Annotated in this window: 28 protein-coding genes; 7 read left to right on the top strand and 21 right to left on the bottom strand. The window is 57.7% G+C overall.

All coding sequences use genetic code 11. The features are described 5' to 3' along the window. Nucleotides 1–55 precede the first annotated feature (55 nt). Nucleotides 56–1,486, top strand: a complete 1,431-nt coding sequence (ehuR, locus tag ACXHXG_RS22050; protein WP_457900732.1) for a MocR-like ectoine utilization transcription factor EhuR — start codon at nucleotides 56–58, stop codon at nucleotides 1,484–1,486. Between the two features lie 21 nt (nucleotides 1,487–1,507). On the opposite strand, the gene ehuA is transcribed toward ehuR, so the two are convergent. The 21 genes from ehuA to ACXHXG_RS21945 form a co-directional block, all read right to left on the bottom strand. Next, nucleotides 1,508–2,272, bottom strand: coding sequence for an ectoine/hydroxyectoine ABC transporter ATP-binding protein EhuA (ehuA, locus tag ACXHXG_RS22045; RefSeq protein ID WP_457900731.1), 765 nt, complete (start codon nucleotides 2,270–2,272; stop codon nucleotides 1,508–1,510). Next, nucleotides 2,269–2,961, bottom strand: a complete 693-nt coding sequence (gene ehuD / locus ACXHXG_RS22040; protein WP_283053878.1) for an ectoine/hydroxyectoine ABC transporter permease subunit EhuD — start codon at nucleotides 2,959–2,961, stop codon at nucleotides 2,269–2,271. The genes ehuA and ehuD overlap by 4 nt, the downstream gene beginning before the upstream one ends. Next, entirely contained in the window at nucleotides 2,958–3,623 is a 666-nt protein-coding gene (gene ehuC, locus ACXHXG_RS22035) for an ectoine/hydroxyectoine ABC transporter permease subunit EhuC (RefSeq protein WP_104826903.1), read from the bottom strand. The genes ehuD and ehuC overlap by 4 nt, the downstream gene beginning before the upstream one ends. Nucleotides 3,624–3,714: 91 nt before the next feature. Next, nucleotides 3,715–4,575 (bottom strand): ectoine/hydroxyectoine ABC transporter substrate-binding protein EhuB, encoded by an 861-nt coding sequence (gene ehuB, locus ACXHXG_RS22030; protein ID WP_457900730.1) that lies wholly within the window; start codon nucleotides 4,573–4,575, stop codon nucleotides 3,715–3,717. A gap of 104 nt (nucleotides 4,576–4,679) precedes the next feature. After that, on the bottom strand, nucleotides 4,680–5,693 hold the full coding sequence (doeB, locus tag ACXHXG_RS22025) for a N(2)-acetyl-L-2,4-diaminobutanoate deacetylase DoeB (protein ID WP_457900901.1): 1,014 nt from the start codon (nucleotides 5,691–5,693) through the stop codon (nucleotides 4,680–4,682). Nucleotides 5,694–5,708: 15 nt separating this feature from the next. Continuing rightward, on the bottom strand, nucleotides 5,709–6,887 hold the full coding sequence (gene doeA / locus ACXHXG_RS22020; protein ID WP_285170327.1) for an ectoine hydrolase DoeA: 1,179 nt from the start codon (nucleotides 6,885–6,887) through the stop codon (nucleotides 5,709–5,711). Continuing rightward, entirely contained in the window at nucleotides 6,884–7,900 is a 1,017-nt protein-coding gene (eutC, locus tag ACXHXG_RS22015) for an ectoine utilization protein EutC (protein WP_457900729.1), read from the bottom strand. The genes doeA and eutC overlap by 4 nt, the downstream gene beginning before the upstream one ends. After that, nucleotides 7,900–8,874: a hydroxyectoine utilization dehydratase EutB gene (gene eutB, locus ACXHXG_RS22010; protein WP_457900900.1), complete on the bottom strand. Its 975-nt coding sequence runs from the start codon at nucleotides 8,872–8,874 to the stop codon at nucleotides 7,900–7,902. Before eutB ends, eutC begins: the two co-directional genes overlap by 1 nt. A 301-nt stretch (nucleotides 8,875–9,175) precedes the next feature. After that, nucleotides 9,176–9,436 carry a cell division topological specificity factor MinE gene (gene minE / locus ACXHXG_RS22005; protein WP_457900728.1) on the bottom strand — a complete coding sequence of 87 codons (261 nt, stop codon included), beginning with the start codon at nucleotides 9,434–9,436 and terminating at the stop codon, nucleotides 9,176–9,178. Beyond that, nucleotides 9,433–10,248 (bottom strand): septum site-determining protein MinD, encoded by an 816-nt coding sequence (gene minD, locus ACXHXG_RS22000; RefSeq protein WP_104826908.1) that lies wholly within the window; start codon nucleotides 10,246–10,248, stop codon nucleotides 9,433–9,435. Before minD ends, minE begins: the two co-directional genes overlap by 4 nt. A 32-nt stretch (nucleotides 10,249–10,280) precedes the next feature. Beyond that, nucleotides 10,281–11,018: a septum site-determining protein MinC gene (gene minC, locus ACXHXG_RS21995; RefSeq protein WP_283053872.1), complete on the bottom strand. Its 738-nt coding sequence runs from the start codon at nucleotides 11,016–11,018 to the stop codon at nucleotides 10,281–10,283. Between the two features lie 289 nt (nucleotides 11,019–11,307). After that, on the bottom strand, nucleotides 11,308–12,012 hold the full coding sequence (locus ACXHXG_RS21990; RefSeq protein ID WP_457900727.1) for an EAL domain-containing protein: 705 nt from the start codon (nucleotides 12,010–12,012) through the stop codon (nucleotides 11,308–11,310). Between the two features lie 321 nt (nucleotides 12,013–12,333). Next, entirely contained in the window at nucleotides 12,334–12,672 is a 339-nt protein-coding gene (locus tag ACXHXG_RS21985) for a slr1659 superfamily regulator (RefSeq protein ID WP_104826911.1), read from the bottom strand. Nucleotides 12,673–12,681: 9 nt separating this feature from the next. Then, complete coding sequence (locus tag ACXHXG_RS21980; RefSeq protein WP_260305215.1) at nucleotides 12,682–13,251, bottom strand: slr1658 superfamily regulator; 570 nt, start codon at nucleotides 13,249–13,251, stop codon at nucleotides 12,682–12,684. Nucleotides 13,252–13,255: 4 nt separating this feature from the next. Next, nucleotides 13,256–15,616, bottom strand: a complete 2,361-nt coding sequence (locus ACXHXG_RS21975; RefSeq protein ID WP_457900726.1) for a SpoIIE family protein phosphatase — start codon at nucleotides 15,614–15,616, stop codon at nucleotides 13,256–13,258. Then, a complete protein-coding gene (locus ACXHXG_RS21970) occupies nucleotides 15,613–16,791 on the bottom strand; it encodes a class I SAM-dependent methyltransferase (protein WP_260305217.1) in 1,179 nt (392 codons plus the stop codon). The genes ACXHXG_RS21975 and ACXHXG_RS21970 overlap by 4 nt, the downstream gene beginning before the upstream one ends. Continuing rightward, nucleotides 16,788–17,309, bottom strand: coding sequence for a ubiquinone biosynthesis methyltransferase UbiE (locus ACXHXG_RS21965; RefSeq protein WP_260305218.1), 522 nt, complete (start codon nucleotides 17,307–17,309; stop codon nucleotides 16,788–16,790). The genes ACXHXG_RS21970 and ACXHXG_RS21965 overlap by 4 nt, the downstream gene beginning before the upstream one ends. A 200-nt stretch (nucleotides 17,310–17,509) precedes the next feature. Further along, nucleotides 17,510–19,180 (bottom strand): putative bifunctional diguanylate cyclase/phosphodiesterase, encoded by a 1,671-nt coding sequence (locus tag ACXHXG_RS21960; protein WP_285170334.1) that lies wholly within the window; start codon nucleotides 19,178–19,180, stop codon nucleotides 17,510–17,512. A 488-nt stretch (nucleotides 19,181–19,668) separates the two neighbouring features. Then, a complete protein-coding gene (locus ACXHXG_RS21955; RefSeq protein WP_260305219.1) occupies nucleotides 19,669–19,875 on the bottom strand; it encodes a KTSC domain-containing protein in 207 nt (68 codons plus the stop codon). Between the two features lie 194 nt (nucleotides 19,876–20,069). Further along, nucleotides 20,070–20,930, bottom strand: a complete 861-nt coding sequence (locus ACXHXG_RS21950) for an alpha/beta fold hydrolase (protein WP_457900725.1) — start codon at nucleotides 20,928–20,930, stop codon at nucleotides 20,070–20,072. A gap of 337 nt (nucleotides 20,931–21,267) precedes the next feature. Continuing rightward, nucleotides 21,268–21,888, bottom strand: coding sequence for a CGNR zinc finger domain-containing protein (locus ACXHXG_RS21945; RefSeq protein ID WP_457900724.1), 621 nt, complete (start codon nucleotides 21,886–21,888; stop codon nucleotides 21,268–21,270). A 243-nt stretch (nucleotides 21,889–22,131) separates the two neighbouring features. Between ACXHXG_RS21945 and ACXHXG_RS21940 the strand changes: the two genes are divergently transcribed. The 6 genes from ACXHXG_RS21940 to ACXHXG_RS21915 all read left to right on the top strand — a co-directional run bounded on the left by ACXHXG_RS21940 (nucleotide 22,132) and on the right by ACXHXG_RS21915 (nucleotide 25,376). Then, on the top strand, nucleotides 22,132–22,317 hold the full coding sequence (locus ACXHXG_RS21940; RefSeq protein WP_104826920.1) for a hypothetical protein: 186 nt from the start codon (nucleotides 22,132–22,134) through the stop codon (nucleotides 22,315–22,317). A 648-nt stretch (nucleotides 22,318–22,965) separates the two neighbouring features. Continuing rightward, nucleotides 22,966–23,118 carry a hypothetical protein gene (locus ACXHXG_RS21935; RefSeq protein ID WP_260303997.1) on the top strand — a complete coding sequence of 51 codons (153 nt, stop codon included), beginning with the start codon at nucleotides 22,966–22,968 and terminating at the stop codon, nucleotides 23,116–23,118. Between the two features lie 41 nt (nucleotides 23,119–23,159). After that, nucleotides 23,160–23,396: a 30S ribosomal protein S21 gene (rpsU, locus tag ACXHXG_RS21930; RefSeq protein WP_104826922.1), complete on the top strand. Its 237-nt coding sequence runs from the start codon at nucleotides 23,160–23,162 to the stop codon at nucleotides 23,394–23,396. Nucleotides 23,397–23,465: 69 nt separating this feature from the next. After that, complete coding sequence (locus ACXHXG_RS21925) at nucleotides 23,466–23,660, top strand: hypothetical protein (RefSeq protein ID WP_283054254.1); 195 nt, start codon at nucleotides 23,466–23,468, stop codon at nucleotides 23,658–23,660. A gap of 299 nt (nucleotides 23,661–23,959) precedes the next feature. Continuing rightward, a complete protein-coding gene (locus tag ACXHXG_RS21920; RefSeq protein WP_283053868.1) occupies nucleotides 23,960–24,358 on the top strand; it encodes a DUF1236 domain-containing protein in 399 nt (132 codons plus the stop codon). Between the two features lie 340 nt (nucleotides 24,359–24,698). Next, nucleotides 24,699–25,376 carry a DUF1236 domain-containing protein gene (locus ACXHXG_RS21915; protein ID WP_457900723.1) on the top strand — a complete coding sequence of 226 codons (678 nt, stop codon included), beginning with the start codon at nucleotides 24,699–24,701 and terminating at the stop codon, nucleotides 25,374–25,376. Nucleotides 25,377–25,436 lie beyond the last annotated feature (60 nt).

Below are 25,436 nucleotides of genomic sequence, written 5' to 3'. Positions count from 1 at the left end.
CCATGCCGCATTGAATGGTGTACATGGATATCCAGCAATTGTACCGGATCAATCCATGCTTCGTCATGATTCAAAAGGCCAGCGCAACGATGTCTGGAAGCCCGTCCTTCAGCACCGCAAGGGCGTGACCAAACATAAGCTGCTCACCGACAAGATCATTTCCGATATCGATGAAGGCATCCTGCCGGTTCATACGCGGATGCCGACACATCGCGATCTCGCCCATGCGCTGGGGATTTCGGTGCAGACCGTGAGCATCAGCTACAAGGAGGCCGAGCGGCGCGGCTATCTGCGCGGCGAAGTGGGTCGCGGAACTTTCGTGCGCAGCCGCATCACCGAGCGTGCCGACAGCTTCATGCTCGACCGCGACCCGAGCGGCAGCGCCGACCTTTCCATCATCCGCGCCGTCTATACCGAAGCGCATGAGCGATCAGCGCGCGAGCTGATGCAGGCGTTGGCCGAAAGCGACAACAGCAGTTTCATGCGCCCGTGCCGGCCGATCGCCGGCTTGGATGCCCATCGCACCGCGGCGCAGACCTGGCTGGCGCGCCTATCCGTCGATGCCGATCCCGAGCGCATCCTGATCACCAACGGTGCCGCTCATGGTCTTTTCCTGGCCGTGGCCTCGGTGGTGCGGCCCGGCGAGGTCGTCCTGACCGAGAACCTGACGGATCACGGCATTATCGGCCTTGCCAACGTGCTGGGCTTTACGTTGCGCGGTCTTCCGACCGATCGTGAAGGCATCTTGCCGGGAGCCTTCGAAGCCGCCTGCGCAGTCGGCGATGTATCGGCCCTGGTCATCGTTCCCTCGCTGAACAACCCCACGAGCCATGTGATGGGTGCGGAGCGTCGTCATGCCATTGCCAACATTGCGCGCCGGCACGGTGTTTTCGTCATCGAGGACGAAGTCTACAAGCCGATGCTGCGCGATCCCCTTCCCTCCATGCCGGACCTGCTGCCCGAGCTCGGCTTCTTCGTCACGAGCTTTACGAAATCGGTGATGACGGGCTTGCGCATCGGCTATCTCGTCGTTCCGGCGCACTATTCCATCCGTGTTGCATCGATCCTGCGCGTTACGGGATGGAGTGCCACCAATGTCGTCGCGGAGATGGCATCGCGCTGGGTACTGGATGGTACCGCCGACGCGCTGATCGCAGTTCAGAGAAGCGAGGCCCAGGCGAGACAAGCGATCGTATCGGACGTGCTGGGTCCATTTGTCGCCGGCAGCCATCCTCTCTCCCTATGCGCATGGCTGTCGGTTCCCGAGCGCTGGACGGAGGAAGGACTTGTTCGCGTTCTCGCCCGCAAGGGTGTTGCGGTCACGCCATCAGATCCATTTGTCGCTGGCGGAGAACGGCCGGTCGGCGGAATTCGCATCTGTCTGGGCGGTCGCCTGTCACACTCGGCGCTTCGCTCTGCGCTGGAAACGGTTCGCGGCGCCTTCGAGCAATTGCCGCCGATTTTCGACGTGGGATCGATCGCATAAACCCGCATAGCGGTTCATCGGTCACAGGACGGAATGCAGAAACTCCTTGGTGCGGTCTTCCTTCGGAGTACTGAATATCTGTTCCGGCTTGCCTTCTTCGCAAATGCGGCCCTTGTCGAAGAAGCAGACGCGATCGGATACCTCTCTTGCGAACCGCATTTCGTGGGTCACCAGCAACATCGTCAGATCATGCTCATGCGCGAGATCGCGGATGACGCCAAGCACTTCGCCGACAAGCTGCGGGTCGAGCGCGGAAGTCGGCTCGTCGAACAGCAGGACTCGCGGACGCATGGCGAGCGCCCGGGCTATGGCGACGCGCTGCTGCTGGCCGCCGGAAAGCTGGCTCGGATAGTGATCCTTCTTCTCGGAAAGACCGACCATGCGCAAAAGCTCGATGGCGCGGACCTCCGCTTCGGCTCGCCCAAGTCCCAGCACGCGCGTCGGCGCCTCGACGATATTGCGCAGCACAGTCATGTGCGGAAACAGATTGAAGCTCTGGAACACCATGCCGACATGGGTGCGGATCTGGCGCAGATGCGCTTCGCTGGCACGGAACCGTCCGCGGCCGTTTTCCTCGTGGTAGGACATTCCGGCCAGGTGCAATGTGCCTTCCTGAAAGGGTTCGAGTGTCATGAGGATGCGCAGAACCGTCGATTTGCCCGAGCCCGACGGTCCGATCAACGTTACCTTCTCGCCGGGTGCGACCTCGAAACAGAAGTCATCGAGAACGGTAAAATCGCCGTAGCGCTTGGTGACGTTGTGAAAGCGGATCAGGGGTTCGGTCATCTCAAAGCAATTCCGTTTTTCGGCAGCGTCTTCTCGAGCCAATGAATGGCCGCCGAGCAGACGAGCGTGAGGATGAGAAAGATCAGGCCGACGAGCGACAGCGGCACCAGATATTCGAAGGTCCGATCGCCGATGAGGTTGGCGAGGTTCAGCATGTCGACCACGGTGACGACGGACAGAACCGGCGTCTCCTTGAGCATGGAGACAAGATAATTGCCCATGGCGGGGATGATACGAGGGATCGCCTGCGGGATGATGATGTCCCTGTAGGTGAGACCGCGCCCCAGATTAAGCGCCGTCGCCGCCTCCCATTGGCCGCGCGGCACGGCGTCTAGGCCACCGCGATAGACCTCCGACGTATAGGCCGAATATTGCAGGCCGAGCGCCAGCGCGCCCGTAAGGAAGGCCGGTAGGACGATCCCGTAGATCGGCAAGACGTAATAGAGGAAGAAGAGCTGCACGAGCAGTGGCGTATCGCGCAGGAATTCGATGACGAACGCTGTCGGCCAGGAGATCGCCGCGAAACGGCTGCGCCGCAACAGCGCGAAGACCAGGCCGAGGACCAGGGCGATCGCAAATCCGGCTGCCGCCGCCTCCAGCGTCACGATCAATCCTATGCCGAGGATCGGCAGGATCGACAGCGCGAAGGAGAGCGTCGAGGACGTATCCCAGGTAAAGCCATACATCATGCCGGCGCCCTCCCCGGAAAGGCGGCGCCCCGGCGAAGGATCGTCTCAAGCCAGCGCATGAAGACGACGAGAATGAGCGCCATAATGAAATATCCGATAAGCGTCAGCGAATAGATCCTGACGCTGTCCAAGGTGATGTTGCGCAGTTGCTGCGCCTGGAAGGTCAGGTCGCTGATCGAAATCAGCGACACCAGCGCCGTGTCCTTCAGGTTCTGGACGGCGAGATTGCCGAATGGCGGCATCATCTCCACCACCGCCTGCGGCAGGACGATGTGAAAGAGCGTCTGCCCGTGCCCGAAGTTTAGGGCGCGCGCCGCCTCGTGCTGCGTATCGGGAACCGATTGCAACGCGCCGCGCACCACCTCGGCGCCATAGGCACCGATGTTCAGCGCCAGGCCGACGATGCCCGTCGTGATGGGATCGAAGGAGATCCCGATCAGCGGCAGCGCATAATAGAGCCAGAAGAGCTGCACCAGGAGCGATGTGCCCCGGAATATTTCTATGTAAACCAGCGCGATCCAGGAAAGCAGCCGACCGCCGGCGAACCGCGCAAGGCCGGCCGCGAAAGCAAAGATTGCGCCGAGCAGCATCGAGGTGACGCCGATGATCGCCGTCACCTCTGCGCCCTTCAGCAGTGCTGGAAGATAATGGGTCCAGCTCATGTCCGGGTCACCTCCGTCCGCAAGATGCAAGGGGCTGGTCGGCTAGGCCGTCGCCGATGGGCAAAGACCAAGCCGATGGATATTGCCGTCCTCATTTGCCCGCGCACAGGTCTTCCGTGTTTTTGGTTCGCGCGGCCTCGACGCTTTCGGCGCTAAGTCCGTAGGACATCAGGATCTTCTTGTAGTCATCGGTCTTCTTGAAGGCGATGAGTGCGGTATTGAACGCCTTGTAGAGATCCTTGTCTTCAGACCGGAAATCGAAGCCGCCATAGCTTCTAACCGACTTGCCCTCGATGACCGGATCGGTGAAGGGTGCCGCCTGCTCGACATTCGAGCCACCGCCTTGAACCAGCTTGGCGACCGTCAGCTCCGTCGCCGCATAGGCGTCAGCACGGCCGGTCTGGATGGTCGAGAGCGCATCGGCATTGGCCTGGATCATGACGATCTGGGACTCCGGAATGCCGAGGCCATGGAAGAAATCGAGCTGATCGGCGCCCGAGACGATCGCGACCTTGAGAGACGGATCCTTCTTGATGTCCTCATAGGAATGCAGCTTCTTCGGATTGCCCTTCGGCACCAGCAGGCCTTCGCCATAGCTCGAATTCGGCGTGGTGAACTGCACCTGCTTGCAACGCTCCGGGAGGATGTTCTGCTCGGCGGCGACGAAATCGAAGCGCTTGGCCTTCAGGCCGGGGATCAGCGATCCGAACGGCGTCACGGTCCAGTCGACCTCCTTCACGTCCATCGACTTCAGGACGGCAGCAGCAACATCAGGACCGATGCCCTTGGCAGCGCCGCTCTCGTCCATATAGCTGTAGGGAACCTCATTGGCGCTGGCGCCGCGGATATAGCCATCCTTCTTGATCTGCTCGAGGCTGGCGGCATGGGCAGAAGCGGCCAGGCCGATTGTCAGACCCATGGCGGCAAGGCTGCGGTAAAAATTCGATCTCATCGTTCACTCCTCTGTGGTTGAATTCCGTCATCGGCTGTCCGGTTTTCCGGATCTTTGCCGTTAGCGGGGTGGTGATCCGCGCCGCGCTATCGCGGCGCGGCAATTCAGGGGGCCTCCGTCAAGGCCGCGACGACGGCGAGGCAATCCCCGGTGTTGATGAGGCCGGGGAAATGACGCGCGGCAAGAACGCCGCCCAGCGCCGCCCGATAGTCAAAGGGTATTGATCCGGTGCGGCCGATCGGATGCACCCGGGCGATGATCTCTCCGGCCGCAACCATGTCGCCAAGATCCTTCACGGGTTCGAAAAGGCCGTCCGCTTCTGCAAAGACGAAGCAATTGGACGACGGCATGTCGAGCCACTGCGTTGTTCCCGTCTCCGGCGCGCCGGCAACGATACCGGCTTGCTTCAAGACATTCAGAACGCCGCGCTTGGCAATGGAAGCCGTGCGTGCCGATATGGTTCCACCACCCGAAAGCTCGGTCGTCACAAAGACCTTGCCCATCTCCTCGGCGGTCGTGTCGTACATGCCGACTGCATCGATCTCGATCATCCGCATGGAATAGGGCGCGGAAAACCCGGCGACCGCATCGAAGCAGGCCTTTTCCTGCCGTTTGTCCGGCAGCGCATGGGCGGCCGCATAGGGCAGGAAATCGAGTGTTCGGCCACCGGAATGGAAGTCGAGCACGATGTCTGCCAACGGCAGCAGGTAACGGGTGAAATAATCGGCGATCTTTTCCGTCACGCTGCCGTCGGGCCGACCGGGAAAACTACGATTGAGATTGCCCTTGTCGATCGGAGACGTGCGGGTACCGGCCTGAAACGCCGGATAGTTCATCGCCGGGACGATAATGACCCTCCCCTTGACCTCTTCCACCTTTAATGTGCGGGCGAGATCGAAAAGCGCGACAGGCCCCTCATATTCATCGCCGTGATTGGCACCGGTCAAAAGCGCCGTCGGGCCATCGCCGTTTTTGACGACGCAGACCGGGATCATGATCGAGCCCCAGGCGGAATCGTCACGCGACCAGGGCAGGCGCAGGTGACCATGTTGGACGCCATCCCGATCGAAATCGACGGTCGGCGTTATGGGTGATGGGCGTGTGATCATTGTCATCATGTTCATGCCGGCCGATCACTTCACGACGAGTTTGCGGGGTACGTTGGACAGGCATTCGACACCGCTCTCGGTGATCACGATGCTTTCCGTGATCTCCATGCCCATGTCTTCCAGCCACAGCCCCGTCATGAAATGGAAGGTCATGCCGGGCTGCAGCTCCGTGCGATCGCCAGGGCGCAGACTCATGGTGCGCTCGCCCCAATCCGGCGGATAGGACAGGCCGATCGGATAACCGGTGCGGTTGTCCTTGACGATCCCGTATTTCTTCAGCACCGCGAAGAAAGCGTTGGCGATGTCTTCGCAGGCGTTGCCAGGCTTGGCCGCGGCAAGGCCGGCCTCCATGCCTTCGAGCGTTGCCTTCTCGGCATCCAGAAAGGCCTGGGTGGGCTTGCCAAGGAAGACGGTTCGCGACAGCGGACAGTGATAGCGGCGATAGCAGCCTGCAATCTCGAAGAACGTCCCCTCGCCGCTCTTCATCGGCTTGTCGTCCCAGGTCAGATGCGGAGCCGACGCGTCAGCGCCCGATGGCAACAACGGCACGATTGCAGCATAGTCCCCACCAAAGCCATCGACGCCACGGATACCGGCATCATAGATTTCGGCGACGAGATCGGATTTGCGGATTCCGGGCTCGACTTTCTCGACGATCCGCTTGTGCATGGCCGCGACGATGCGGCCAGCCTTGCGCATATAGTCGAGCTCGGTCGGGCTTTTGACGGCGCGCTGCCAGTTGACGAGCCCCTGAGCATCCTTGAAGCGGGCATTCGGCAGGTGCTTGACCAAGGAGGCATAGGCCGCAGCGGTGAACCAGTAATTGTCCATTTCGACCGCGATCGAGGCATTGGCCCAGCCGCGTTCCTCGATGATCTGTGACAGGAGATCCATCGGATGGCGTTCGGTCGACTGCACATAATGATCGGGATAGCCGATGATGTTGTCGTGGCTGAGATAGGCCGTGCGCTTGGCGCCGTTGGCATCCTGGCCTCGGCCATACCAGATCGGCTCGCCGGAGCCGGGCACCAGCACGCATTGATGCACATAGAAGGACCAGCCGTCATAGCCCGTCAGCCAATGCATGTTGGACGGATCGGTCACGATGATGAGATCGATACCGGCCTTCTCCATGGCTCGCCGCGTCTTGGCAAGCCGATCGGCATATTCGGAGCGGGTGAAATTGAGGGTCGGTTCGCTCACGCTGGATCTCCTGATGCTTTTGTCGTTTCAATGGCTTGACCCGCACCGGCAGCGACGGCGCGACGATGGGCAAGCGTGGCAATGGCCGTGTCCTGCACCCCGGTGCCGGTCAGGTCGCAAAGCGTGATTGCCTCGCGTGACCGACGGCCGGCGGTCTGGCCGCAGATGATGGCGCCCAGTTCGGGAAAGATCGCATCTTCCCTCACAAGACCTGCTGCGATGGCATGATGCAGTTCGCCGAGCCGGCGGGTCTGCTTCAGGCTATCGGCGACATAAGGAGTGGCCCGCAGGATCGCCGTTGGATCGATCTCGTTCTTATGCTCGGCATCCGAACCCATGGCTGTGACGTGCTGGCCGGGCTCCAGCCAGGAGGCGTCGAGGATTGGTTTGTCGGACGGCGTGGTGGTGACGATGATGTCGGCGCCGCTGCAGGCCTGCTTGGCGTCAGCCTCGGCCGAAACCGGAAAGCCGAGCTCAGTGGTAAGCTCATCAGCAAGCCGTTTGGCCTTTTCCGCATCGCGTGCCCAGATACGGGCAGCTTCGATCGGCCGTACCAAAGTCAATGCGCGAAGCTGCAAGCGTGCCTGCATGCCGGCGCCAAGGATTGCCGCGACCCGGGCATCCGGGCGGGCAAGATGTTTTGCGGCAACCGCGCCCGCGGCGGCCGTTCGCACATCGGTCAGATAACCGTTGTCGAGCAGCAGCGCTTCAACCAATCCGGTATGCGCCGAGAGCAGCATCATCAGCCCGTTGGTGCTGGGCAGGCCACGCGAGGGATTATTGAAAAAGCCAGGGCTTACCTTGATCGCGAAGCTGTCGACATCCGGTACATAGGCCGTCTTGATATCAACTTCGCCACGATGGGCGGGGATATCCAGCCGCATGATCGGCGGCATCTCCACCGCCTTGGTCGCCAAGGCCGCGAAGGCTTGTTCGACGCAGTCGACGGCGTCCGCGTCAAGCTGCACGATTTTACGCAAATCACTTTCGGTCAGCACAAGCACGCGCGCCATCACCCCACCCCTGATTTGATGCCGTTGACGATTTGGCGATGGACCGCCGGATCGATGTTGCCACCGGAGACGACAATCGCCGTCGGGCCATCCGGCCTGATCTTGCCGGTAAGCAGTGCCGCGATACCAACCGCACCCGCGCCTTCAACGATCTGGTTTTCGATCGTCATCGCATGGCGGATGCCTGCCGCTATCTCGTCTTCGCTGAGCAGGATCACATCGTCGAGAAGGTCGCGACACATGGCAAACGTCAGGCGATTGTCGAGCCCGATGCCGCCACCCAGCGAATCCGCCAGGGTTTCGACCTCCTGGACTTCAAGCGGCGCACCGACGGCAAGGCTCGCCGCCATCGCCGCGCCCCGCTCCATCGACATGCCGATGACCATGGCCTGCGGCCGCTTGGCCTTGATGGCAGCCGCAACGCCCGACGCCAATCCACCGCCTGACAGGGGCACGAGGACAAGCGCCACATCCGGCAGGGCGTCCGCGATCTCCAGCCCGATGGTTCCCTGACCAGCGATCACGTTGGCATCATCGAAGGGCGGCACGAAGCTCATGCCCTCTTCCCTCACCAGGCGCTCGACCTCGCGCATGGCATCATCCTGGGATTGGCCAACGATGCGGACCTCGGCTCCAAGGCTGCGGATCGCCTCGACTTTATTGGCGGGAACGAGCGCCGACAGGCAAATGATCGCCCGCGCACCCAATGCCGCGGCGGCGTGCGCGACTGCTCTGCCGTGATTGCCCGTGGACGCCGTTGCCAACCCGCGCGAACGTGCCTCCTCGCTGAGACACAGGATCGCATTGGTCGCTCCGCGAAGCTTGAAGCTGCCGGTCGTCTGTTGATTTTCCAGTTTGAGAAATACGGGTGCGCCGGATTGGCGGGAGAGCGCGTGCGAGCGCATCAACGGCGTACGGACGACCTGTCCGGCAATGAGTCGCCGCGCCTCTTCGATATAGGGCAACGTCACCATCGCGGTCATCGCGCGGTCCGTCGCACAGGAAATGTTGTGACTGACGTCAGCACGATTTCATATCTCTTTCGCCACCGATGTTCATGACATCAGCGTGAAAGAGACAAAAGATCATGTCAATCTTATTATTGTTTCATTACAATTATGAATTGGCGCATGCGGCCAATCTCTCAATTTGGGAACGCGGACATCGTCATCTTATCCGCGTTCCAAATCGAACTTCTCCGCTCTAAGCACGACCGGTGAGTTTAACCTGCCCGGTCAAAACCTGCTGTCGGCTGGATCTATCGAAGCGTGCCCTTCACGCAGCCTGAACAACTGCATGCAGCGGGATTTCAACGTCGATTTCCAACGTCGAGACGTGTTCGTTGCAATCCATCTTGACTTGCACCTTATCGCCGTCGAGCTGCACGTGCTTTGCTATCACGGCGAGGATTTCCTCCCTGAGCAGCGATACCAGGTCCGAGCCTGCCGACGAGCGTTCGTGGGCAAGAAGCACCTGCAGGCGTTCTCTAGCCGCCGGTGCGGTTCTTTGTTTGCCGAAAAGACGAAAAATGTTCATGCCGCCCTCCGTCCGAATATCTTGCCGAAAATGTTCCGCTTCTCGCCGGGAATCGTGATCGGCAGAACTTCGCCGGTGAGCCGGCGAGCGGCATCGAAGTAAGCCATGGCAGGTGCGCTGCGGCTATCGGCCAGCGTGACAGGAGCGCCGATGTTGGAAGCGCGCAAAACATCCATGCTTTCCGGAACGATGCCGAGGAGCGGAATGGAAAGGATCTCCAGAACGTCGTCAACCTTGAGCATGTCGCCGCGCTCGGCGCGGTTGGCGTCGTAGCGGGTCAGGAGCAGGTGCTTCTCGATCCGCTCGCCGCGCTCGGCCTTGGCCGTCTTGGCATCCAGCAAGCCGATGATGCGGTCCGAATCGCGCACCGACGAGACTTCCGGATTGGTGACGACCACCGCCGTATCCGCATGGCGCATGGCCAGAGTAGCGCCGCGTTCGATCCCTGCGGGGCTGTCGCAGATGATCCAATCGAAGTGTTGCTTCAAATCGTTGATGACGCGCTCGACACCCTCGGCAGTCAGGTTGTCTTTGTCCCGGGTTTGCGAGGCCGGCAGCAGGAACAGCGTATCCAGCCTCTTGTCGCGGATCAGCGCCTGGGGGAGCTTGGCGTCGCCATGTATGACATTGATCAGATCGTAGACGACCCTTCGCTCCGCCCCCATGACGAGGTCAAGATTCCGCAGCCCGACGTCAAAATCGACGACAACGACCTTATCATTTCTCTGCGCCAGAGCCGCTCCAAGCGCGGCGGTCGAGGTCGTCTTGCCAACCCCGCCCTTGCCTGACGTGACTACGATGACTTTCCCCATCTTGCTCTCCTCTGTCGTGGCCGGCTGCCGGCTCAGATAAGTTTCTCTGCCATGATCGCATCGCCTTCGAGCCAGAGCTGAACAGCCTGTCCGCGAAGGTTGGGGGCCATGTCTTCTGCCATTTTGTAAATACCGTCGATCGCGACCAGTTCTGCCTCAAGCTTGCGGCAGAAGATGCGCGCCGATGCATTTCCGATCGAACCCGCCATGGCTCGGCCGCGCAAGCTGCCGTAGATGTGCACCGATCCGCCCGCGATGATTTCCGCACCCGAAGAAACCGATCCGATAACCGTGACATCCCCTTCGGGGAAGATCACCGATTGACCCGAACGCACCGGTTCCCTGATGACGATGGACTGCGTGGCTGGCCGGGCCTCGGGAGCCGTCGGTCTGCTGCGCACCTCGACGACTGGCTCCTGCACCGGAACCTCGTTTACAGGCACCTCGATATCGGAAACCGGCCGACCCCCTTTGAGCGCGGGAGGCATACCCGGCCCCAGGATAGAAGGGCGCGCACCCTCGATACCCATAATGCTGACATTGCGTCGGGCAAGTTCCCCGATCAGGTCCTTCAACCCCGATCGGTCGATCGACAGATCCGTGAGGTCGAGCACGACCGGGCGTCCCAAAAAGAAGCCCGCCGAACGTGCGGCGAGATCATCCAGCCTGATCAACCAATCATCGATGGGAAGATCCGGGGAAAGCATGACCGCCAGGAAGGAACGGCCTTTGATGCGGATCGAGCGAGCGTCTGTTAGCACTTTGGTCATCTGTGTAAATATTTCGTTGACCCTGTGTACCGCCGCTATGGTTAACAAATGGTTAACGCGATCAGGATGGCGCCCAGCATTGCATCGCCCTGCTGCAGATTTTATTGTTAAATTTCAGCTACTTACAACCATTACCGCCGATCAGGCCTGCGTTAATGAAGGCACCAAAATTTAAAGCGGCCACGAGAACTCATCGCTTCTATTATTGGGGTCGTCGATACCGGAGCGCCGAAAGAGGCCAATTGGCCGCTTGGTGCGAAAGCGTGAGCAAATCGTCTTCCGACTCAGTTCAATGATTTGGTAGCGCGGCTGGTTTTCCGAACAAAAAACCCTGCACATGAGTCGCGCCCGATGCGCGAGCGGCATCCAGGTGCTCGTTCTTTTCGATGCCTTCGGCAACGATGATCGGGGCGACGCAAGATGCAAATCCGACCAGATATTGCAGGCTGCTCTGTCCCTTTTCTGAGGTCCGCACATTCCGCACCAGCGAAGCGTCGATCTTGATTATATCGGCCGGGACCGTCAGCAGTCGCGCGGGCGTGGCCATACCCGCTCCAAAATTATCGATGGCCACCCGGCAGCCAAGCATGCGCACGGCTGCCAGCCTCTCGACGCCCTCACCCACCAGTGGGTAGGTTTCCGTGATCTCCAGCACAAGTCGCGGAGCGAGTTCCGAATGGCGCTCGATTTGCCGGAGCATCTGTTTCCAGTGATCTGTGACAGCCAAATTGGCGGCGGAAATGTTGCATCCGAGTACGAGATTTGGATCCCGAGCCAAGCTCGCCAGAATCAAGTCCAGCATGCGCGCATCAAGATCGAAGGACGCGAGGGAGGATTCCAAATAGGGCGCAAAGGACGCAGCACGATGGACAACGCCACGGGCATCCGCAATCCGGGCAAAGCACTCCCAATAGAGCACCTTTTCCGGAATATCGATTTGGCTGACCTTCTGTGCGGCGAAACTCAGTCCGCGATCGGAAACAGCCTTGGACATAGTGAGGAATACCTCCAGCGATGCTATTCCCAGTCATTGTTTTCGACTGTGGCAGGCCGCCAAATCGTTGGCGCGTACGTCCTTACACGGAAACCTACAACCGAACGGCGTCGTCGGGTTATTTGAATTTCGTATGTTAGTAACTTATAAGTACATCGGGACGACTAATGGTGTCAAATCCTCAATCACTGCGAGCTTTTCTGCAACCTTTCTTTTGCGTCGAAAGGCGGCCCGTGTTCCTTGTCCACAAGCAATCGGTCACCTAGAGCTTACACGACTCGGTCTTCCAAGACAGAATCCGAGGCCGCCAGCATTGCGTAGCTAGCTGAGTCGGAGATCGAGCTCGCGATAGAGCTTCTTCAAATTCGGCAGTGATTTGAGCTGCCACGAAATCTGTTTGGAACCGCGCACCGTCATCTGCACGTCGGCGCGTTTGCGGGCCTCTATCGTCAGTTTCGCAAGCAAGTTTATGCCCGACGAATTCAGAAACTGAAGGCCTGTCAGGTCGAGCGTCAACCGCTCCGGGTTTTTCTCGAGCAAATCGGTCGCCAACTGGAAGATCGGAGCATAGGCATCCGATCCGGCCAGACGCATGGAACCGTCAAAGAACACGACATGTCCTTCAGTCCAAACGCGAAATGCCTCTCCTCTGATTTCCATGGTCAAAACTCAGCCATTCTGGACGGAAGGGATCGGTAAGGAGGCATATGTCTCCAGATGAGTCGGACCATTCGGCCGATTCGCATCAAAAGTCCACGCCAAGTCAGTCTCATAGTCACTCATCAGCGTCAGCAGGCCAAGGCCCGACTCACTGCCGAAAGTCGACGCCGCATTCTTCTCGATTTGCCGAATGAGGAGGTCCGCGGGGTCATCATTGGTTATCTGGGCAAGCAGATGCTGAAAACGCGCAGCATTTTCGTTGTCGATAAAATTCGAAACCCTCATGCGAAACCGCTCTCCTTCTATCGAAGCCGCAATGCCAATTTCACCGGATACACGAAACTTCACGGCATTTTCAATAAGTTCGTTGGCGACGTAACCGATGTCATGGCGAACCTGATGATAGACCTGACGTAACCTCTTGTAACGCAAAGCCGTTATTTCAGCGATAAAATCGGATGTCATGGAACAATGGGACCAGCTTAAAGCGAGCGGTCCGTCAAGCAATCGGAGGAAAGTAGCGCTGTCTGCACTGCTGTTTGCTACAAGGTCTGCAAGCCCAAACACGACGGTCGCCATGCTATCACCTATGTCTCATTACAACCAGAGTTATATCGTCGTGAATCTTTTGCGACCCGATATAAGTCATGAGGTTTTCTAGAATACCGTTCATTACGTCCTGGGCAGTGCCGCCATAAAGATGGCGCGCCGATTCACAAAGCCGTTCAATTCCATACAATTCGCCGCTTCTGTTCTCAGCTTCCGTGACCCCGTCGGTGTGCAGAACGATGATGTCGCCACGGCCGAAGGCGACTTCTCTGGTATCGACAAATTCGGAAATATCCGAATCGAGCCCCACGGGAAGCCCGAGGTCGCCTGTTTCTATCCGCTCGACCTCTCCGCCTTGTCTCACGACAATCAGATCCTCGTGTTGGCCGGAAAGCGTCAGTCGCTCCCCGTCATAATCGAGAAAGGCGAGGGTCAAATGTTTGTCGGTCTTCGTTCGTTCGATGTTCTTGTAAATCGTGCGGTTGAGATCGGTCAGGAACTTCGTCGGATCGGTCTCCCCGGCCTCCTGCAAGGCGCGCGCGACGGACTGAACCATCAGCATGAGCACGCCGCTTTCAAGGCCATGGCCGGTGACGTCCCCTATTCCGATCTTCAGTCTTTTTCCGTCCTGCAGGATGTCATAATAGTCGCCGCCGACCTCGTCAGCGGGGCGCATAAAGGCAGCGATCTCCAACTCTTCGATGGCCGCAAGTTCGTTTTGGCGCGGCAGGACCATGAGCTGTATGCGCTGGGCGACGGCCAGCTCGGCACCAAGCCGCACGTTCTCGCTCTTCAATTGCGTGTTCAGTGCCGAGATTTCCTCTTTCGCCTCGGCAATTTCCTTGGTTCTTTCCTCCACCAGCGATTCCAGATTTTCCGTGTGGAAGCTTATCTCTTCCGCCATGCGGTTGAATGCAACGCCAGCCTGACCCACTTCGTCTTGCGACGGGATATCAACCCTGACCGAATAGTCTTTCGCCTGAATGCGCCGTGCTGCCCCTGCGAGCGCGCTGATACCGCTGGTAATACGCTTGGAAACCGCAAATACCGCCCCGATGACGATCATCAGCGATATGGAGATCGCCAGAATCTGGTAAATAAGGATGCGGTTTGTCGCTCGCGATATTTCTTCCTGCGCAGCAAAAAGCGAGGCATAAATCTCTCGCTCCGGCACCACAATTCCAAGCGACATCGCTTCCTTTTGAATCGGACCGGAAACCCAAAGGTTGGTCGGCGCTATCTGCTTGACGACAACCAGATACGGAATCTTCTCTCCCTGCTCGTCCAACATAATATGCTGAATGACGCCGTCACGGTCCAAGGGAAGCGTTGCCAGCGCCTTTTGCGTGCTGTTGCGGAAGGAACGATCAAGGCCGGTCACGCCCTTGTCGCCGGTCTCGCTCGAGGAGCGCAAGCCAATGGTCTTTTCGCCCGCGTGGTTGATGGCGACCACATTGCCGTTCGACATCGTCAAGAAGCCAAAGCCGGTGTCTGCAACCTTCACGCTTTCGACGATACCGGCCAGTTGATCCAGCGTGATATCGGCGCCGGCGATGCCGGCAACCTCCTTGCGGTCGGAAGACCAGAGAGGATTGAAGAAGCTGACGATCAGCTTACCCGTGATGGCGTCGGTATAGGGTGCGGTTTGCGTGATATCGTCCGCGACAGGACGCGAGCCCGGCTCACGGGCCCATTGTTGCCAGGATTCATAGATGCCCGGAAAGAAGAAATCCCAGAAATTGGCATCGTTGTGGCCCGGATATAGCTTGTCAAAGGTCTGCGCCTGGTCGGTATAAGGCACCGTCCTGAAGATCGGCCGCTCTTTGGGTCCGATGTAATACATCTGCAGCTTGGAGTAGCCGCTCTTCAGCAGGTTCGGCGCGACGAGATCGACAACCGTACTGGTCTCGATATCCTTTTGCACCGCAGGCAGCGGCTGATGATTTTGGTCGAGCAGGTAGCCCCAGACGCTGATTACGGACGGCGTACCGGGAAGATTCTGCGCCCATCGGCCTTTTGGATCGTAAGTGAGCTTGATGGCGCCAGGTTCGGATTGCGCCAGCGCCTCGCCAACCGCATTGTTTCGGTTGGGATGATCTATCTGCGACTGGAGAACGCCCGCGAGCGTTTTGACATCGGAATGCACCTGATTGAGAAGCAGCCCCACGCGAGCAGCCGTCGAGTCCGCATAGGATCGAATATAATCCTGGCTCGCACGTTCAAGACCCTGGCCCACTTCGGACGTCGCGTCGCGGGACAAACGTTGCACATTCCACAGTGCCAACCCGCCGCTGACGAGAAGGTCAAAAAGGACGGCTCCGCCAACCACGAGGACAAATTTCGCGCGAAACGACCGGATGCCGGGAAAGAAAAATCGGCCAGTTTTTCTGCTCATAGCGGCTTCCGCCCAGAGGCGGCCCAGATCGGCCAGCCGGCATAACCCTTCGGATGAAGGGCGGCGAAGATATGATCCTGGAAGCCTTGGCGGAAACGCTTGATGAATTCCGGCGTATCACCCCGGCGAACCGACATTTCGCCGGCATAGACATTTTCCCAGGCGGTGATGACATCGGCGAAATCTTGCGGATCGCCATCGAGGTTGCTGACCATGAAGTTTTCCATCTCAATGGCCTCGAAACCCGCATCCAACAGCAGCCGGCGGCTTTTCGGGCCCATTTCGACATCCATATCAAAATGGGCGAACAGCGTCGCCACCTCATTGTAGGTCCATTGTATGCTGGCCGCCCGCGGCTCGCCAAGACAATGAGAGTTTTTTTCATTGGTTATGTATACGCGGCCGCCCGGCTTGCAGATGCGGTAGAGTTCCTTGAGCAATATATCGGGCCGATTGAAGATTTGCAGTGAATGGCGACAGGTCACCAGATCGAACTGATTGTCTTCAAGCAGCATCTGTGATGCATCGCCATAGGTATATTCGATATCGCGGATATCGAAATCGGCGGCGACCTTGCGGGCGTATTCGAGACTGGCCACTGAATGATCGAGCGCCACGATCCTAGCCGGTTTGAATTCCTTATGGGCCAACACGGCGAAATCACCGATTCCACAGCAAATGTCCGCCATCGCAATGCCGGCCTGCATGCCGTGGCGCGGTAAAATCTCGCGTTCATGGCGCCAGGTCATTTTCGTCTGCGTCCGCAGGATGGGAATGAAGCTCTCGTCTTCGACAAAGGTCTGACCCGGATAAAAAGCGGAATCATACGCCTCGACGGCAATCCTCGGTTCGATGGCATGCAGATGACGGAATGTCCTCGTCGCCCAGCCAACAACACTGGACGTCACCACGACAAAGCGAATGTCCCGTCGCGTCCGGCTGGCATTGACCAAGAGCCGTGCCAAGGCGTGATACGCCGTCGCATTCATGTGAATGAGGCGTTTTACATTTATATAGAGGACGCCTCTGACTTGATTGATGCTCTTTTCGAGCAAGGCGGTCGTATCGGCGATGTCGACGGGTGATAACGGCCGCAGAATGCCTGAAAGTGAAAACTCCTGGCTGTTTAGATCGAACTGAGCCGAAAACAGCGGAACCGGTTCGTGTGAGCTCAATTCAGTAGTCCCTCCACTGGAATGTCCACGACCACAGTGAGAGCTCGATCTTCCACCTGCTGCAGCGATAGCGATGCGTCATAGTTGATCGCTAAGCCGAGCAGAATGACGTCCTCTTCCGAGACTGAGTTTTCATCGGCGAGTGCGTCGAGATATCTTTGCAGAGCGTCACCTCCCGTCGCCCTTGCACTTGCGTCACAGTACCGGTGCTGTTGTGCGGGGCCACAGGGAAAGGTCAGGGCAATCCGCTCCGAGCGATCCCCTCGGGAAACATTGCAGTGAAGTCGCCCGGAAGCGCAGCCGGAGCGAAACGAGATTTCAAACAGCTCGTTGAGTGCGGATGAAAGCAAATTGGCGTGCCGGACCGGATCGCCTCGGTCGTGGCTCACCATGCGCGCAACGTAGTTTGAGAGCTGATTGCAGTGGAGCCAATCCGACATGAAAACTTCCATTTCCATCTCCAGCTCCAGCATCGGATGAAATGGTAATGCAGTGCGGCCTGCGCTTTGCTCGCTCAATGCCGATCCCCTATCGCCTGGAACGGTCAGCTTCTCGTGGATGCACAGAACCGCTCTGTCTTCATGGTTTCACAATTCCGGACGGAAACCGCTGTGCAGTTTTCCTGGAATTGTTCTAGAGCATCTTATGAAAGAAGATACTCCAATATTCGCGACTACCCACGGAACAGGTCCGACGCGTCCCGTCAACTTCCCACCGCCTATTTTTCCTGACTTTGCCACTTTGCCGTATCGTTACGCTGGAGGAACTCCAGGACGGACGATGCAGGCAGAGGTCGACCAAGGAAATATCCCTGCAAACGATCACAGCCAGCGGCAATGAGCCATTCGGCTTGAGCTTGGTCTTCCACACCTTCGGCGGTGACCTTCATGCCCAGCCCATGCGCCAACGCGATGATAAAGCGAACGATCGTCTGGCTTTTATCGTCGTTCGTCAGGTCCTTTATGAAGTACTTGTCGATCTTTATGGAATCGAAGGGAAAGTTCTTCAGATAGCTTAGGGAGGAATATTCGGTGCCGAAGTCATCGAGCGAGATCTGAATCCCGAGGACATTGAGGGTATTCAACGTATCGAGATTGTTGATCGTGCGCTCGAGCAAAACACCTTCGGTGATTTCGAGCTCAAGACGTTCAGCCGAAAATCCGATCGTGTCGAGCGTCTGCGATACCCGGTCGGTGAAGCCTCCGGTCAAGAATTCGGCGGGCGAGAGATTGACCGCGACCATGCAGTGCGGCGGCCACGTCATTGCTTGGCGGCAAGCTTCTTCCAGGACCCATTGGCCAATTTCCGGCATCATTCCATCGGCTTCTGCCATTGGGATAAACGCGGAAGGTGGGATGATACCCATCATCGGATGATGCCACCGCAACAAGGCTTCGAAACCGGCGACAGACCCCGAACAATCCACCAACGGCTGATATTCGATAAAAAATTCGCCATGCTGCAGCGCCACGCGCAGGCTTCGCCTCAGCAATTCCCGCTGCTCCAGAACCATCATCATGGCCGGCTCAAAAGTGCGCGCGCGGCCTCTTCCCTCACTTTTTGCAGCGTAAAGAGCAATATCGGCGGCACGCATGAGCTGGTCCTCCTCATTGCCATCCCGCGGGGCAAGCGCTACGCCGATACTTGCGCCTGAAAACACTGCGATCCCATTCACCAGGAACGGCTTCTTAAAAGCGTTCACCAACGCATCAGCCAATCGCTCCGCCTCTGACGGCTGGTCCTTGCGGAGCTGAATTACGGCAAACTCATCGCCCGCCAGCCGGTATGCGGTCTCTCCCGGTCCCAAAACGTTGCGTATGCGCTCGGCGGTTTGCTGCAAGACGATATCGCCGGCAGCGTGACCCAGAGTGTCGTTGATCGGCTTGAACTCATCGAGGTCGAGCTGCATCAACGCGATACCGTTCTTTCCGCCTGATAAAGCCTCGTGCAGGCGCGCACCGAACTGCCGCCGGTTCGGCAGGCCGGTCAAAGCATCGTGATTGGCTTCATGCAGCAGAAACGCCCGGTCTGCTTCGTCAGGGGACGGATCCTGGCGAATCGGGTTCCTCGTCTCAACGACTGCGAAACCATTGGCGGGCCGGAATATGATAAGATCGCAGAGCGCCTCGCCTGCTCTTTGGAACTGCACATTTCGCAGCCATCCGGTATTGCCCGTCTGCTCAGTGAACATATCCATGCTGGGATCATCCAGCTCCGGGTATATTCCGAAAAGCGTGGCCTGAGAGGTCTTTTCGTCGCCGTAGAACGCCCGGAACCTCTCGGACGACATAATGAGATTCAAATCGCAGTCGTAAAACGAGAAAAGCACGTCGGGTGCGCTGCTGGCCGGCAAAGGAATGTCAAACTTAATGACGCTACTGGCTGCCATTCCGGTCTCCGTCCTGTCCTGGGAACTTTCAGGCTTCGTAATCGCTTTCAATCTCCTGTCGTCTTAGGATCTAACGGACCGAGCCGACACTTGCTATTGAACAAGTATCAAATGGTTATGTTTCAAATATTACGCATAAATAATTTAACAATTGCCGAACTTAAGCCCCACACCTGATTGATTCCGACGACGCTCCCCTCGTTGGGAACACTGTGTCCAGCAGTCATTTACATTATGCTAATGAAGTTAGTCCTGTCAAATGTTCAATCAAAAATTGCAGACCACCACAAAGACAGGCATGGGTTATGCCTGCGAAATAACGCGCTTTTCGCGCAATTTTTCCACGGGAATGATACCCACATGATAGCCTATCTGACATCCTCGAACGCCGAAAGCGGTTCGGCTTTTCAAATAGCCGAACCGCTCCACTTTTTTGGTCTTTCGCAATCCGAATGAGAAACCGCTCTGCGGCTTCCTTGGCCCCCCCTTCAAGCAACGCGTTCGAAGCGAGTACGGATATGTTCGATGTAGTGCTGGCCGGGCGAGGAAGCCTCAACCATGGCCTGGGCAGCCTCTTCTGGAACGCCGGTAAAGAGACGCTCCTCGCCGTTCTTGAAGCGAATATAAAGACGGCCATCGTCTGGATGAAAAAAAACGGATTTAATAATCCGCGATGAAACTGGGAGTTCTTTCATAGGTCACCTCGCCTTCGACGCGGTTCTGCCATGAAAATCAAAATATCGAATGAAGTGAACTAGTTAAGAAAACGTAGTGCTTTGGCGCAACCCTCCTAAATACCTCACGGGGCAAAAAGCGATTTGTACCAGCCCGGCACACGGCCGATCGCACCGCGAGACCAGGGCCCGGTTGCCCGAGCCCCATCGGAAACTCACTCGATGCCTGAAAAGACATTCTTGATCGCGGCTGCGATCTCCTCGCAGTGCGTTTCAAGGGCGAAGTGGCCCGTGTCGAAGAATCTGATGTCCGCGCTCGGAATATCTCGCTTGAACGCTTCCGCGCCTGGCGGCAGGAAGAACGGATCGTTCTTGCCCCAGACGGCCAGGAACTTCGGCTGGTGCTTCCTGAAATACGCTTGGAATTCCGGATAAAGAGCGACATTGCTCTTGTAGTCACCGAAGAGGTCGAGTTGGGCATCGGTCGCCCCTTCACGAGCGAGGTAGTGATTGTCGAGGGAATAACCGTCCGGCGAAACCAGCGTCGTATCCGTCACGCCGTAGGTATATTGCCATACCGTCGCCTCCGGCTGGAGGAACGATCTCAACGCATCGCGATTGGCAGGGGACGGATCGTTCCAGTAAGCCCTGATCGGGTTCCAGCCTTCGCTCAATCCCTCTTCATAGGCATTGCCGTTCTGCGAAATGATCCCCGCAATCCGATCCGGGTGCCAGATCGCCAGCCTGAAGCCGGTCGGCGCGCCGTAGTCGAATACATAGATCGCGAACCGCTTCAGCCCGATCACCTCCGTAAAGCGATCGATCACCTTGGCGACATTGTCGAAGGAGTAAGAGAACGCGGAACGCGGTGGCAGATCGGTCTGGCCGAAGCCTGGCAGATCGGGAGCCACCAGATGAAAATCCGCTGCCAGAGCCGGGATCAGGTCGCGAAACATGTGACCGGAACTTGGAAACCCGTGCAGCAGGAGAAGTGTGGGGTTCTTTTGATCGCCCGCCTCCCGGTAATAGACGCCGAGCCCATCCACATCCACCTTCCGATAGTGCACCTTCGTCATGGAACCATTCCTTTGGTAACCCGATTAATAACGCCAATATGGTTACACCAAGTTAGTAACCAGTCAAGTGCCTTTAAAAAGGTTACGTTAAAATCGCACGCCCATACGGCACAGCGTTGCAGACTGCTGCCCTGAAATCTGTTCGATCTCGGAAAGATAAGTTACTGATTTGGAAATCGAATTTTCGTCTTGGATCGCAGAATCGGCCGACCCATTTAATGGGTCTGAGTTATCTCAGCGAAGCGAGATGACTATGAGCGTTATGGCCGGCGTCTATTTTCTGCAGCCATCGGGAACCCCTATGGGCACCCCATGCATCTTGGCCGCCATTTTTCCATCAATTGGCTCGGGCGCGGTGGGCGGCCTGCTTCGCGCGGTTGCCGCAAACCGCCATGCTGCACCACCGGCGCTTCTTGCCGCGCGTGCGATCGATGAAGAGAAGCGTGCAGTTGTGACCTTCACACGCTTTGACATCAGAGAATTCCTCGGTGCAGACAAGTTCACCCATCGCTTCCGCAATCGGGGATAAAAGAGCGTCTGGCGATTTCCACTGGCGTTCCGTGCTCCAGCGCAATCCGATTGTCCCCTTCTCCTCTTCCGTGGTGACGATTTGGCGAAATTGTTCGTCTCGCGACAGCAGGCGGTTTAATGGTTCGAGCTGCTCGAGCGCGCTCGCATCGAGAGGCCTTCCTTTGTGTTCCCTGACGAATTCGCGGAACCATTCGCGCAACGAACGCGCCTGCGCCGCCAGCGAGTCGAGTTCTCCGGGCATGGCGTTCCTGGCAATGGACTGCAATCTGCGCTCCGGAACGAGACCCGCCTCGCGAAGCCACTGGATGAACCCCTCTCCGTCGTTGAGCCATTCGAAAGGCCTGTCGAGCGGGGTTGCTAAAGAATTTAGAAAATCAAGACCAGCGGCGTCCCCGACGAAGATTGCTGGTGGATTACGTTCGGCCATGCCCTACCTCACCTGAAGCTTATTTCATGCTATGATCGCTCCGCTCAGCCTTCACCGGCGTCGCTACTTTCAGATAGCGTAATAACCCCTTAAAATCCAGTAAAATGGTTATTATTTCATCGTTCGATCCGAGGACACGAAGCAGGTCGCGCGGAACTGCACGGATCGAACGTCATCCGATTTAGAAATAACTAATGAACAATGAGCATACTGGCAGCGTTTCTTGGCTAGGAGGAGTGTCCCATGAAGAGTATGCAAAACCGACAGGTCAAAAGACCCGGCCCGCGCGAGCTGGACGTGGAACAACATTGCAAGAAACACGGCGTTGACGCAGCCGAAACCAAGAAACTGGTCAAGCTGCTGGGCCGGCATGCTCCGCTGCACGAGCTACATGCCAACGCACCGCCGAAGCAACCTCGGTGGCGCTAAGGTTTCTGCCGGCGGCGTCCGGCTTTGCGTTTGAGACCGCCGCCGCGACGTGCCCGCGGTCTCAATGCTGCATTCGACGGTTGACGTGACTGCTCGCCTTTACGTCCGTCAGCCAAGATGAGGAAGCAGATGCATTCACATCATCCGAGGCGTACAATTGTGCATGGATAAGCAACTCGTAGAACAGCATTTAAAATTGGCAAAGCAGCATGTGGCTCAAGGCCGCAGACATATCACTCGGCAAAAGCAAATCATTTTCGAACTTACGCAAGGCCAACACGACACCTCGCAAGCGCGTCGGCTGCTATCGACCTTCGAGGAATTGCAGCAGATGCATGTTGCCGAACGGAACCGGCTCCAAAAGGAATTGGAGGCAATGAGGCCGTAGGCACAGCGGGGAGGCGGAGCTCGGGACAGACCGGAGATCGAGGTGGGCTGAGGCGCCATCTCCACCTTGCAAAGGCTTAGCCTACTACCCATTTAAAGCCGTGAGGGCTGCGAAGCCGTGCGAATTGTATCGCGCCAGATGCTTCGCCGGAACCATTGGCAAGAGCATTCGTTCGCAGCCAACGCCGCTCATTTGCATGATGGGCATTCCTGCTATTTCTTATCGATTACGCTGGCCAAACGGCCGGCGGAGGACTTCTATTGAACAAACCGAACATCGCTGCCGCGCCCGCGGCGGTGAAGCCGCGCGAGCGCGATGGGGCCGTTAACCGGCCTGACAAAAACTGGAAACCGTATCCCTGCCTTCTCACACGTCGAGAACTGCAGGAATTGATCGCCGAGCAGCTCGGCTGACCGGCAACCATTTTATCAACCGCAACAACAAGGAGAACAGAATGCAGGTTCTGGTCCGAGACAATAACGTCGAGCAGGCGCTCAGGGCGTTGAAAAGAAAGATGCAACGCGAAGGGCTGTTCCGGGAGATGAAGGAGCGGCGGGCTTACGAAAAGCCCTCTGAGCGCCGTATCCGTGAAAAGGCACAGGCGGTCAGCCGGTATCGCAAGGCCGCTCGCAAGAAGATGCAGCGCGAAGGTCTTCTTGCCGCATCCAAACGAAGATCATCGGCACGATAGCACCATAGAGAAATACCGCCCGGGCCGCCCTTCAATGCGGCGGCTCGAGGTTGAAGGAAAGGTTGAATGATGGACGAATTGTATAGCGTGACCGTTTCCGAAGAACGGCTTGAAGATTGCCGCGATGTCATTGAGCCCGACTTGCAGGACCTGATCGAACGAACGATCGGCTCCGGCTTCTCGCGTGAGGAGGTGTTGATCGCAATCAGCGAATTGGCGGCCGAGGATTTCGCCGCGGCCACAAAGATCCCGAGCGTCCACTGACCGCCGGCAATGCGGCGGCGAACGTCAGATCCCTATTCGCGGCGGAAGAGCTGCGACGACAGAGCGCTTTGCTGATCTCCAGGATGCAGGTGACCGACTGCTTCCAGGAAAGCTCGCCTGCCGCATACAAGTCACGATAGCAGATGTTGAGCGTTTTGAGACCTTAGTCCGTACCCCCAGGGACCAAGGTCTGACCACGCCCCGACTGAAGCCTCAAAACAGGAACAGACGAGGTTCTCAATGGTTTTACCGAAAGCTCCGTTACCCGCGGACAAGTAGGAAAGACAAAGGAGAATCTGATGAAAACCAAAGTATTTAGTATAGCAGCCCTCTCCCTTGCATTGGCGAGCGGGTACGCCTTCGCACAGCAGTCGACCGTCAACGGCGCGGCAGGCGGGGCAGTCACGGGTGCCATCGTAGGTGGTCCAGTAGGTGCCGCAGTCGGTGGTGTTGCAGGCGCTATCGTCGGCACCGCTATCGATCCGCCGCCACAGAAGGTTGTTACCTATGTGCAAGAGCAGCCGATGCCCGAGGACACAGTTGTCGTTAGGGAGAAGGTCGTGATCGGCCAACCGCTGCCGAGAACCATCAGAATCAGAACGATTCCGGAAAATCCGAAATACGCCTATGCGGTGGTCAACCACGAGCGTGTGATCGTCGAGCCATCCTCACGGAAAGTGATCCAAGTGCTCCACTGATCGACCAGAGGAGAGCCTGACGGCTCTCCATCATCCCTCACAGTAAGACGCAGAACCACGGCGCCTTTGGCGCCGCGGCCGGCGTGTGCCCTGAATGGAGAACGAATGAAAACACTCCTTATCGCATATGCGCTCGGATTGGGCGCTTTGACAAGCAGTTCCGACCCACGCCCGGTCGATTGCGATCACGACCAACGATAGCTCCGGCTATTACAACGAGGGCTATCACTCGGGATCGACGTATCGCGTCCGAGGCGATGTCCACCATCATGGCCGGCTCATCATGAAGCAACAGTGCTTTTGCCGTTGATTGGCATCAGCGCACCAGAAGGAGTTCAAGATGACTTGCAATCTGTTCTACATTCTCTTGGCGTCCGCCGCCCTTAGCCTCTCCCCGGTGGCTCAATCCGTTGCGACCGCTCAAGATTCACAGGATACGACTATCCTACCGAAAACCGGCACCAAGAGCGGATCGGGTGAGACGCAGAAGCAAAAAACGCCCGACACAAAATCCATGACCAAGCAGAGCTCTGGGGAATCCGGATCGTCCGACACTCAGTCAACAGTCAAACCCCCGAAGGCCGAGACGACCCAAAAATCCGGATCGGGCACCGATACCCAGCAATCGACAACATCAAGCAAGACGCAGATGGACACGGATCAGTCCAAGTCCGCCACTGACACCAGCGGTACGGCGAAGACTGGCAGTCAGACGAACACGACCCAGGAAAACACCGCCAAGAGCTCAACCACGAATACCAACATCACCGTTGAGCAGCAAACGCAGGTGCGGCAGGTGATCAAGGAAGTTCACACCACGCCGGTGCGCGAGTCGGAAATCAAGACCGTCTCCGTAGGCGTCAGCATTCCACACTCGATTAGGCTCGAGCCACTTCCGCCGAGAATCGTCAAGATCATACCGCAATACAAGTCGTATCGGTTCTTCGTTCTTGCCGATGGTCGTATCGTAATCGTCGATCCCAATTCGTTTACGATCGTCTATGTCTTGGAGGCTTAATAGAGCCAACAGCAGCGAGAGTCATCGAATACGCCACCGGCGGAACGATGACTCTCTCGC

The organism is Rhizobium sp. LEGMi-198b, assembly GCF_054114205.1.
The sequence above is the reverse complement of the archived record's forward strand: the minus strand, read 5'-3'. Positions and strand labels throughout refer to the sequence as shown.

What these genes read in the sequence shown, in the direction of transcription:
- ehuR (WP_457900732.1), top strand. Translation starts at nt 56, where the DNA reads ATGCTTCGTCATGATTCAAAAGGCCAGCGCAACGATGTCTGGAAGCCC.
- ehuA (WP_457900731.1), bottom strand. Translation starts at nt 2,272, where the DNA reads ATGACCGAACCCCTGATCCGCTTTCACAACGTCACCAAGCGCTACGGC.
- ehuD (WP_283053878.1), bottom strand. Translation starts at nt 2,961, where the DNA reads ATGATGTATGGCTTTACCTGGGATACGTCCTCGACGCTCTCCTTCGCG.
- ehuC (WP_104826903.1), bottom strand. Translation starts at nt 3,623, where the DNA reads ATGAGCTGGACCCATTATCTTCCAGCACTGCTGAAGGGCGCAGAGGTG.
- ehuB (WP_457900730.1), bottom strand. Translation starts at nt 4,575, where the DNA reads ATGAGATCGAATTTTTACCGCAGCCTTGCCGCCATGGGTCTGACAATC.
- doeB (WP_457900901.1), bottom strand. Translation starts at nt 5,693, where the DNA reads ATGATGACAATGATCACACGCCCATCACCCATAACGCCGACCGTCGAT.
- eutC (WP_457900729.1), bottom strand. Translation starts at nt 7,900, where the DNA reads ATGGCGCGCGTGCTTGTGCTGACCGAAAGTGATTTGCGTAAAATCGTG.
- eutB (WP_457900900.1), bottom strand. Translation starts at nt 8,874, where the DNA reads ATGGTGACGTTGCCCTATATCGAAGAGGCGCGGCGACTCATTGCCGGA.
- minE (WP_457900728.1), bottom strand. Translation starts at nt 9,436, where the DNA reads ATGAACATTTTTCGTCTTTTCGGCAAACAAAGAACCGCACCGGCGGCT.
- minD (WP_104826908.1), bottom strand. Translation starts at nt 10,248, where the DNA reads ATGGGGAAAGTCATCGTAGTCACGTCAGGCAAGGGCGGGGTTGGCAAG.
- minC (WP_283053872.1), bottom strand. Translation starts at nt 11,018, where the DNA reads ATGACCAAAGTGCTAACAGACGCTCGCTCGATCCGCATCAAAGGCCGT.
- ACXHXG_RS21990 (WP_457900727.1), bottom strand. Translation starts at nt 12,012, where the DNA reads ATGTCCAAGGCTGTTTCCGATCGCGGACTGAGTTTCGCCGCACAGAAG.
- ACXHXG_RS21985 (WP_104826911.1), bottom strand. Translation starts at nt 12,672, where the DNA reads ATGGAAATCAGAGGAGAGGCATTTCGCGTTTGGACTGAAGGACATGTC.
- ACXHXG_RS21980 (WP_260305215.1), bottom strand. Translation starts at nt 13,251, where the DNA reads ATGGCGACCGTCGTGTTTGGGCTTGCAGACCTTGTAGCAAACAGCAGT.
- ACXHXG_RS21975 (WP_457900726.1), bottom strand. Translation starts at nt 15,616, where the DNA reads ATGAGCAGAAAAACTGGCCGATTTTTCTTTCCCGGCATCCGGTCGTTT.
- ACXHXG_RS21960 (WP_285170334.1), bottom strand. Translation starts at nt 19,180, where the DNA reads ATGGCAGCCAGTAGCGTCATTAAGTTTGACATTCCTTTGCCGGCCAGC.
- ACXHXG_RS21955 (WP_260305219.1), bottom strand. Translation starts at nt 19,875, where the DNA reads ATGAAAGAACTCCCAGTTTCATCGCGGATTATTAAATCCGTTTTTTTT.
- ACXHXG_RS21950 (WP_457900725.1), bottom strand. Translation starts at nt 20,930, where the DNA reads ATGACGAAGGTGCACTATCGGAAGGTGGATGTGGATGGGCTCGGCGTC.
- ACXHXG_RS21945 (WP_457900724.1), bottom strand. Translation starts at nt 21,888, where the DNA reads ATGGCCGAACGTAATCCACCAGCAATCTTCGTCGGGGACGCCGCTGGT.
- ACXHXG_RS21940 (WP_104826920.1), top strand. Translation starts at nt 22,132, where the DNA reads ATGAAGAGTATGCAAAACCGACAGGTCAAAAGACCCGGCCCGCGCGAG.
- rpsU (WP_104826922.1), top strand. Translation starts at nt 23,160, where the DNA reads ATGCAGGTTCTGGTCCGAGACAATAACGTCGAGCAGGCGCTCAGGGCG.
- ACXHXG_RS21925 (WP_283054254.1), top strand. Translation starts at nt 23,466, where the DNA reads ATGGACGAATTGTATAGCGTGACCGTTTCCGAAGAACGGCTTGAAGAT.
- ACXHXG_RS21920 (WP_283053868.1), top strand. Translation starts at nt 23,960, where the DNA reads ATGAAAACCAAAGTATTTAGTATAGCAGCCCTCTCCCTTGCATTGGCG.
- ACXHXG_RS21915 (WP_457900723.1), top strand. Translation starts at nt 24,699, where the DNA reads ATGACTTGCAATCTGTTCTACATTCTCTTGGCGTCCGCCGCCCTTAGC.